Source organism: Bradyrhizobium sp. P2_E8 (genome assembly GCF_056403875.1).
This window is the reverse complement of the sequence record NZ_JBFUES010000275.1, coordinates 1-7,861: the sequence shown is the minus strand read 5'-3', so window position 1 is coordinate 7,861 and position 7,861 is coordinate 1. Positions and strand designations below refer to the sequence as shown.

Below are 7,861 nucleotides of genomic sequence, written 5' to 3'. Positions count from 1 at the left end.
GCGCGCATGGCGGCGGCGGCGCCCTGCTTGTCGCCGCGCATGATGGCGACGACGACGCGGTCGTGCTCGGCTTGCGATTTGGCGAGACGGCCGAGGTTGCGGAACTGGGCGCGGCGGAACGGCTGCACGCGCACGCGGGTCGCCAGCGTGATCTCGGCGATGTAGCCGTTCTGCGAGCCGGCATAGATCGCGTTGTGGAAGCGCTCGTTGACCTCGTGAAAGCGATCGGGATTGCCGGTATAGCTGAGGACACGCAGCTCTTCGTGGATGGCCTCCAGGCCGTGACGTTCGGCGGCGGACATGCGCTCGGCGGCAAGGCCGGCGCACAGCGCCTCGAGCTCCGCCATCGCCTCGAACATGCTCTTCAGCCGTTCGATCGACGGCTGCGCCACCACCGCGCCGCGATGCGGCCGTGCCTCGACGAGGCCGCTCGCCACCAGCTGGCGCAGCGCCTCGCGCACCGGCGTACGCGAGACGTTGAAACGCCGCGCGATGTCGGTCTCGTCCAGCGGCGCGCCGGGGGCCAGGGCTCCGCGCACGATCTCGTCGGCAAGCTGAAGACGCAGCTCCTCGGCACGCGTGACCTTCTGCAGCGACGGCAGTGCCCGGTCGACGCGCGGCACCACCGGCTCGGCCGGCAGTGTTCCCTGCGGAAGATCGTCAAGCGTCATTCGATCAGGTCTCTTTCGACTCGTCGATGATGCTGACATGGGCGGCGACGACGCGCCAGCCCTCCGGGAAGCGAATCCAGGTCTGCATCTGCCGGCCGACCTTGCCGGGCGCCGTGTCGCGATAGAACAGGGTGGAGGCAACGGCCGTGTCGCGGCCGTAGCTGCTGATGACGGTTTTCGCGGTGCGACGGTTGAGGCCGACCGGCGAGCGGCCGGCGCGGAAGCCGGAGATCGCCTCATAGCCGTAGAGGTTCTCGCCGATGCCGTAGCGCAGCGTGCGGGGGTCGTTGCGGAACAGCTCGCCGAGCACGGCGACATCGTTGGTGACGAGGGCCTGCTCATAGCGATCGAACGCGGCTTTCACTTCCGCGATCACGTCGGGGAGGTCGATCTTCATCTCAAAGTCCTCTCGGCGATGGCGCGGATACGACGCCCATCCGTTCCAATGCATGCGCGACGCGTAGCGCGATGTCCTCGCGCCAGGGCGCGGCGATGATCTGCACGCCGATCGGCAGCGGCTCGAGCGGCACCGGCACGGCAACGACGGGCAGCCCGATGAAGGAGATCGGCTGGGTGTGGATGCCGATATTGGCGCGCACCGGCAATTCGACGCCGTCGAGATTGAAATTCACCTGCCCCAGCTTCGGCGCGGTGCAGGGCGTTGCCGGTGCGAGCAGCACGTCAACCGATTTGAAGATCTCGGAAAACTGCGCGCGATACCAGCGGCGGAATTTCTGCGCGCGATCGACCAGCGGCGCGGGCACCATGGCGCCCGCGATCAGCCGGTCGCGCACGGCGGGATCGAAATCGTTCGGGCGCTTGCGCAGGCGATCGAGATGCAGCGAGGCGCCTTCCGTGGTGGAGATGACGTAAGCCGCCGCGCGGGCACGCGCGGCTTCGGGCACATCGACGATTTGCGTCGTGCCGAGCGCTTTGGCGACGCGGCTCACGGCTTCGACCGCCTCGGGAAACACGTTCTTCTGGAAGTAGCCGCCGGCGATCGCGATGCGCAGGTCCGAAACCGGATTGGCGAGCAGCGGCACCGTCGGCTCCAGACCGCGTGTGGTGCAGGCGGCATCGTCGGCATCCGGCCCCTGCATCGCGTCGTAGGCGAGCGCGAGATCGGTGACGGAGCGTGCGAACGGACCGAGATGATCGAAGCTCGCGACGAACGGAAACGACCGCGCGCGCGACAGCCGGCCATAGGTCGGCTTCAAGCCAAAGACGCCGCAGAACGAGGACGGCACGCGGATCGAGCCGTTGGTGTCCGAGCCCAGCGCGATCGGCACCAGCGCGCCGCCGACGGCGCTCCCCGAACCGCCGGAGGAGCCGCCGCTCATCCGCGTCGTGTCGTGCGGATTGCGCGAGGGACCGTCATGGACGTTCTCGCCTGTGAAATCGTAGGCGTATTCGCCCATGTTGAGCGCGCCGACCAGCACGGCACCGGCGGCCTCCATGCGCTCGATCAAGGTCGCGTCGCGCTTGGCGGGTGCGAGGTCGCGGTTGATCTTCGAGCCCGCGCGCGTGGAGAGGCCGGCAACGTCGAACAGGTTCTTCACCGCGAAGGGGACACCGGCGAGCGGACCGACCGCCTTGCCCGCGGCAATGTCGGCATCGATCGCACGCGCCTTGGCGCGAGCGCGATCGGCAGTGACGTCGGTGAAGGAATTGAGGATGGTGTCGTGCTGCTTGATGCGCGCAAGCGCGGCTTCGGTGGCAGCGAGGGCGGACATCTTGCCGCCCGCCACCGCTTTCGCGATGTCGGCAGCACTCATCTCTGGCTTGGTGGTCATGGCGGCGTCAGACGGTGAAGATCGGCGCCGGCTCGGTCTCGTCCGGCAGCGCGAATACGTCGACGAGGCGGCCGAGCCGCAGCGACACTTCGAGATTGGCGCGAACCGCCGGCCTCCAGGCCTCCTCGATCGGCAATGCCAGCGCTTTCGATACGGCGTCGATATAATCGTCCAGCGGCTCGGCCATCACGCTCCCAAACAATCTCAGTGTGCCGGCAACGGCGGATGCGGGATCGCCGTCAGCAGCTCCTTGGTGTAGTCGTCCTGCGGATCGCTCAAGACCCTCTCGGAAGAGCCTTCCTCGACGATTCGACCCGTCCGCATCACAATGACACGATCGCACAACAAGCGCACTACGTTCAAATCATGCGAGACGAACAGATAGCTCATACCTAGCCGCGCCTTGAGGTCCTGGAGCAGGTTGAGGACCACGGCCTGGACCGAGACGTCGAGCGCCGCGGTCGGCTCGTCGAGAATGACGAGTTTCGGATGCAGGGCAATGGCACGGGCGATGCCGACGCGGGCCTTCTGGCCCCCGGACAATTGGTGCGGAAACCGATCCAGCAGATTATGCGGCAGGCCGACCATGGTCGCCAGTTCCTCGCAGCGGGCGCGGAGCGCGTCACGGCCCCTGATGTCGCCGAGTTGCATGATCGGGTCGGCGATGGCGCGCGCGGCGGTGAAGCGCGGGTTGAGACTGTCGGTCGGGTCCTGGAACACCATCTGGATGCGGCTGCGCTGGGGCAGCCGGGCAAACGAGGCCGGCGCGATGCCGCCGATGTCCTCGCCGTCGAACTGGATCAGGCCGGAGGTCTGGTCCAGGAGGCGCATCACCATCATCGAGGTGGTCGATTTGCCGCAGCCGGATTCGCCGACGAGGCCGACGCTCTCGCCATGGCCGATCGAGAAGCTGATGCCGTCGACGGCGCGGAACACATCGGGCTCCGGCGCCGGCTTGCGGCCGAACAGTTTTCCGAGCACGGCGGTGGCGCCCTGACGGGGATATTCCTTGACCAGCTTTTCGATGAGCAGGAGGGGCTTTGACGTCTCGTCACCCCCGGGCTTGACCCGGGGGTCCATCGATTGGGACGAGTCTTGCGAAGCGTGATGGATGGCCGGGTCAGGCCCGGCCATGACGGATGCGGATTGGGATGCCCCCTCCTCCTCCGGCAACAGATCCCGCAAGCTCACGCCGAGCCGCGGCGTCGCGCGCATCAGCTTCTTGGTGTAGGGATGCTGCGGATTGGCGAAGATGTCGGCGGCTTTCGCGGTCTCGACCACCCGGCCCTTCTCCATCACCACGACGCGGTCGCAATAGGCCGCCGCGAGACCGAGATCGTGGGTGATCAGGATGGTCGACATCGCGCGGCGCTTGGTCAGCTCGACGATCAGGTCCATCACCGCCTTCTGGGTGGTGACGTCGAGGCCGGTGGTCGGCTCGTCCGCGATCAGCAGTTGCGGGTTGCAGGCCAGCGCCAGCGCGATGACGACGCGCTGGCACATGCCGCCGGACAGTTCGAACGGATAGGCGTGGTAGCGCTCGCGCGGACGGGCGATCTTGACCTGCTCCAGCGCCTCGATCGCCTTCTCGCCGTGATCAGCGACCTGAGCCTGCTGCACATGAGTGCGCAGCACGTCCTCGATCTGGTCGCCGACCTTGCGGATCGGGTTCAGTGCCGCGCGCGGGTTCTGGAAGATCATCGAGACTTCGCGGCCGCGCAGATCGCGCATCTGGTCTTCCGATGCCGCCTTGACGTCGATGCCGGAGAACATCACCGAGCCCTCGGCGATCCGCCCCGCCCGGTCGAGGATGCGCATCACCGCGTATGACGTCACCGACTTGCCGGAGCCGGACTCGCCGACGATGGCGAGAGTCTCGCCCTTGGCGACGGAGATGTTGACGTGCTGCACCGCTTTGACGATGCCGCGGCGGGTGGTGAATTCGACCGTGAGGTCCTGGACGTCGAGCAGGGGCTGGGTGGTCATGAGGGCCTCCCGATCAAAAATGGCGAAAACAACCCCATGCACAGTAGAACGGGATTGGAATCGTTTGAGAATTTTGGCCTAAGATTTTCGTGTGAGGCGGGCACCGCTCTCTCATTCCCTGCCCCCTTGCGGGGTCCGAGGYGAGCGAAGCTCGCTCTCGAGGGCAGGGAGGGGGGTAGCCACGAACTCAGACCGTGCTTGGGGCTACCCCCCTCCCCAACCCTCCCCCGCAAGGGGGGAGGGAGCGAGAGAGTTGCGCCCCCCTCACAGCTTCGCTGCACGCACCCGAACCCGACCATCCCTCACGTCCTCCGCTGCGGGTCGACGATGTCGCGCAGGCCGTCGCCGAGGAGGTTGAAGCAGAACACGGCGATCATCAGAGCAAGGCCCGGGAACAGCGCGATCCACCATTCGCCTGAGACCATGAAGCCGGCGCCTTCCGCGACCATGATGCCCCATTCGGCGGTCGGCGGGCGGACACCGAGGCCGATGAAGGACAGGCCGGCGGCGTTGAGGATGGCGTAGCCCATGGTCAGCGACATCTGCACGATCATGATCGGCATGATGTTGGGCAGGATATGCACCAGCAGGATGCGAAATTCGCCGTTGCCAGACAGGCGCGCGGCCTGCACGAAGCCGGCATTGCGGCGGACATTGGCTTCCGCACGTGCAACGCGCGCATAAAGCGGGAAGTTCACGATGGCGGTCGCCAGGATGATGTTCTGCACGGTGTTGCCGAGCGCTGCGACGATGCCCATCGCCAGCACGAACAGCGGGAAAGCCATGATGGTGTCGGCGATGCGRCCGACGATGCGATCGGTCCAGCCGCCGAAATAACCGGCCGCGATGCCGGCGAGCCCGCCCATCAGGAACACCAGCACGACGGAGGCGACCGCGATGAACGTATCGAGCCGTGTCGCCACCACGACGCGGCTGAAGATGTCGCGGCCCAATTGGTCGGTGCCGAACCAGTGTGCCGCCGAGGGCGGCTTCAACGACGCGGCGGTGTCGGAGGCGAGCGGATCATACGGCACCACATAGGGACCGAAGATCGCGGCGATGAGGATCACGATCAGCAACGCGAAGGCAAAGCCCGTGACCTTGTTCTCGCCGAGAACGTAGCGGGTCTGTTCGAGGATTGCGACGAGTCCCGAGGTTCGCGCAGGGCCGACGGGCTCAACAGCAGGAGCAACGGTGCTCATGTGACTCTCCTTTTGCGCATGATCTGATCGGAAAACCGGCCTCCACTTTTCCGGATCATGCGCTAACCCTCCAACCTGACGCGCGGATCGATCACGCCATAGAGAATGTCGATCACGAGATTGAGCAGCACGTACATGACCGCCATGGTCAGCACGAAACCCTGCACCGGCGCGAAGTCCGACGAGATCAGCGCTTCCACCGCATAGGAGCCGATGCCGGGCCAGGCGAACACCTTTTCCACCAGCACGTTCGCACCCAGCAGGAACGAGAACACCATGCTCAGCGTGGTGATCACAGGCAGCATCGCGTTGCGGAAGGCGTAGGTGACGATGACGGTCGCCGGCGACAGCCCGCTGGCGCGCGCGGTGCGGACGAATTCGGAGGCGAGCACGGCGAGCATCGAGGCGCGGGTCATGCGCGCGATCGGCGCCAGCGAGAAGATCGCAAGCGTCGTCGCCGGCAAGATGAGCTGGCTCAGCGCCGAGCGGAACGCCTCGAAGTCGCGCGCGATCAGCGTGTCGATCAGATAGAAGCCGGTCACCGTCGGCGGCGCGCTGTAGAACACGTCGAGGCGGCCGAGCGGCGCCGGCGACCAGCCGAGCCGGAAATAGAAGACGTAAACGAGAACGAGGCCGGTAAAGAACACCGGCAGCGAGACGCCGGCCGTCGTCGTGACCCGACAGAGGTGATCGACCCATGATCCCGGCCGCGTTGCCGCCAGCACGCCGAGCGGAATGGCGATGACGATCGAGACGATGAGGCCGAGCAACGTCAGCTCGGCCGACGCCGGCAGGCGATTGCGGATCTCGGCCGCGACCGGCTGGCCTGTGGTGAGCGAGTTGCCGAAATCGCCATGGGCGAGGTCGTTGGTGTAGCGGAAGAACTGCTCGATCAGCGGCCTATCGAGACCGAGCTTCTTGCGGATCTGCTCGACGGCCTCCTTCGTCGCCGCGGGACCGGCGAAATACGCGGCGGGATCGCCCGGCAGCGCGCGCGTCAGCAGGAAGGTGACGATGACGACGCCGATGAGCGATGGGATCGCGAACATCAGGCGCTTGCCGATCATGGTCAGCATGGAAGCGCTCTCCTTCTGCCTTGCAATTGGGAGCAGACTCGCGCGGCTTGCGCCGCTGCGTTCCCACCCCCCTTGCGGGGGAGGGTTAGGGAGGGGGGTCGCCCCAAGCGAGGTCGGAGTTCGGGGCTACCCCCCTCCCCGCCCTCGAGAGCGAGCTTCGCTCGCCTCGGACCCCGCAAGGGGGGAGGGAGTGAGAGAGCGGTGGCCGCCTCACTCGAGCAAGAAAAGCTCAGAGACGCGGACGTGTTGCTCGCGCCGACCATGACGCATCACCCCTTCGCCATCGCGCGGTAATCGAGGCGGCGGTGGAACCAGTATTGGTAACCACTGATGTTCTTCTGCATCGCGACGTTGACGAAGGGCTGGTACAGCGGGATGCGCGGGACGTCGGCGTAGGCGAGATCGACGAAGCCCTTCACGTCGGTGTCGTAGGTCGCGGTATCGCCGCTCGCGGCCGCAACGCGCGCGCCGTCGATCAGCTTGTCCATCTCCGCCGACTTGTAGCTCATGGTGTTGAAGACGGAATTGTTGCCGTGATAGCACCAGTAGAAGAAGTACTCGGGGTAATCGAGCCAACCCGAGAACACGTTGGTGAAGAGCGGCATCTCCTTCTTGTTCAATTCGGTGCGCCAGTTGGCGCCGGGCACCTTGTTGATGGTGGTCTTGATGCCGAGCTGCGCGAGCGATTCCTGCACCAGCACGCAGAGCGGCTCGTTGACGCCGGCGAAGTTGAGGTCGAACGAGATCGTGGTCTCGAAGCCGTTGGCGTAGCCGGCCTCAGCCAGCAGCGCCTTCGCCTTCTCCATGTCGGTGTTGTATTTGTGCTGCTGCGGCCAGGCGACTTCCGTCGGCTTGTCCTTGGCGGCGCCGAACATCGGATTGCCGAGCCCGAACAGCACCGCATCCATGATCTTCTGGTAGGGCAGCGCATAGGCGATGGCCTGCCGCACCTTGACGTTGTCGAACGGCGGCTTCGTCACGTTCATGCCGATATACTGGATGCCGTTGGAGAACGGCAGCGACACCACGTTGAGCTTGCCGCTCGCCTTCATCTCCTGGAAATCCTTGAACGGCAGCTCGTAGGAGATGTCGGCGTCGCCGCGCTCCAGCAGCGCGCGGCGGTTGCCGGCCTG

Annotated in this window: 8 protein-coding genes; all 8 read right to left on the bottom strand. The window is 65.9% G+C overall.

Annotated elements, in window-relative coordinates:
• A partial coding sequence (locus tag AC1D00_RS17050) for a GntR family transcriptional regulator (protein WP_477011478.1) occupies nt 1-671 on the bottom strand: 671 nt, incomplete at its 3' end.
• Between the two features lie 4 nt (nt 672-675).
• Nucleotides 676-1,068 (bottom strand): oxalurate catabolism protein HpxZ, encoded by a 393-nt coding sequence (gene hpxZ, locus AC1D00_RS17045; protein ID WP_477011477.1) that lies wholly within the window; start codon nt 1,066-1,068, stop codon nt 676-678.
• Between the two features lies 1 nt (nt 1,069).
• Nucleotides 1,070-2,464, bottom strand: coding sequence for an AtzE family amidohydrolase (locus AC1D00_RS17040; RefSeq protein WP_477011476.1), 1,395 nt, complete (start codon nt 2,462-2,464; stop codon nt 1,070-1,072).
• A gap of 7 nt (nt 2,465-2,471) precedes the next feature.
• On the bottom strand, nt 2,472-2,651 hold the full coding sequence (locus AC1D00_RS17035) for a DUF4089 domain-containing protein (RefSeq protein ID WP_477011475.1): 180 nt from the start codon (nt 2,649-2,651) through the stop codon (nt 2,472-2,474).
• A gap of 17 nt (nt 2,652-2,668) precedes the next feature.
• Complete coding sequence (locus AC1D00_RS17030) at nt 2,669-4,450, bottom strand: dipeptide ABC transporter ATP-binding protein (RefSeq protein WP_135176141.1); 1,782 nt, start codon at nt 4,448-4,450, stop codon at nt 2,669-2,671.
• A gap of 302 nt (nt 4,451-4,752) precedes the next feature.
• Nucleotides 4,753-5,652 carry an ABC transporter permease gene (locus tag AC1D00_RS17025; RefSeq protein ID WP_135176140.1) on the bottom strand — a complete coding sequence of 300 codons (900 nt, stop codon included), beginning with the start codon at nt 5,650-5,652 and terminating at the stop codon, nt 4,753-4,755.
• 62 nt (nt 5,653-5,714) lie between these two features.
• Entirely contained in the window at nt 5,715-6,728 is a 1,014-nt protein-coding gene (locus AC1D00_RS17020) for an ABC transporter permease (protein ID WP_027542264.1), read from the bottom strand.
• Nucleotides 6,729-6,997: 269 nt separating this feature from the next.
• On the bottom strand, nt 6,998-7,861 hold an 864-nt coding region (locus AC1D00_RS17015), incomplete at its 5' end, for an ABC transporter substrate-binding protein (protein ID WP_477011474.1).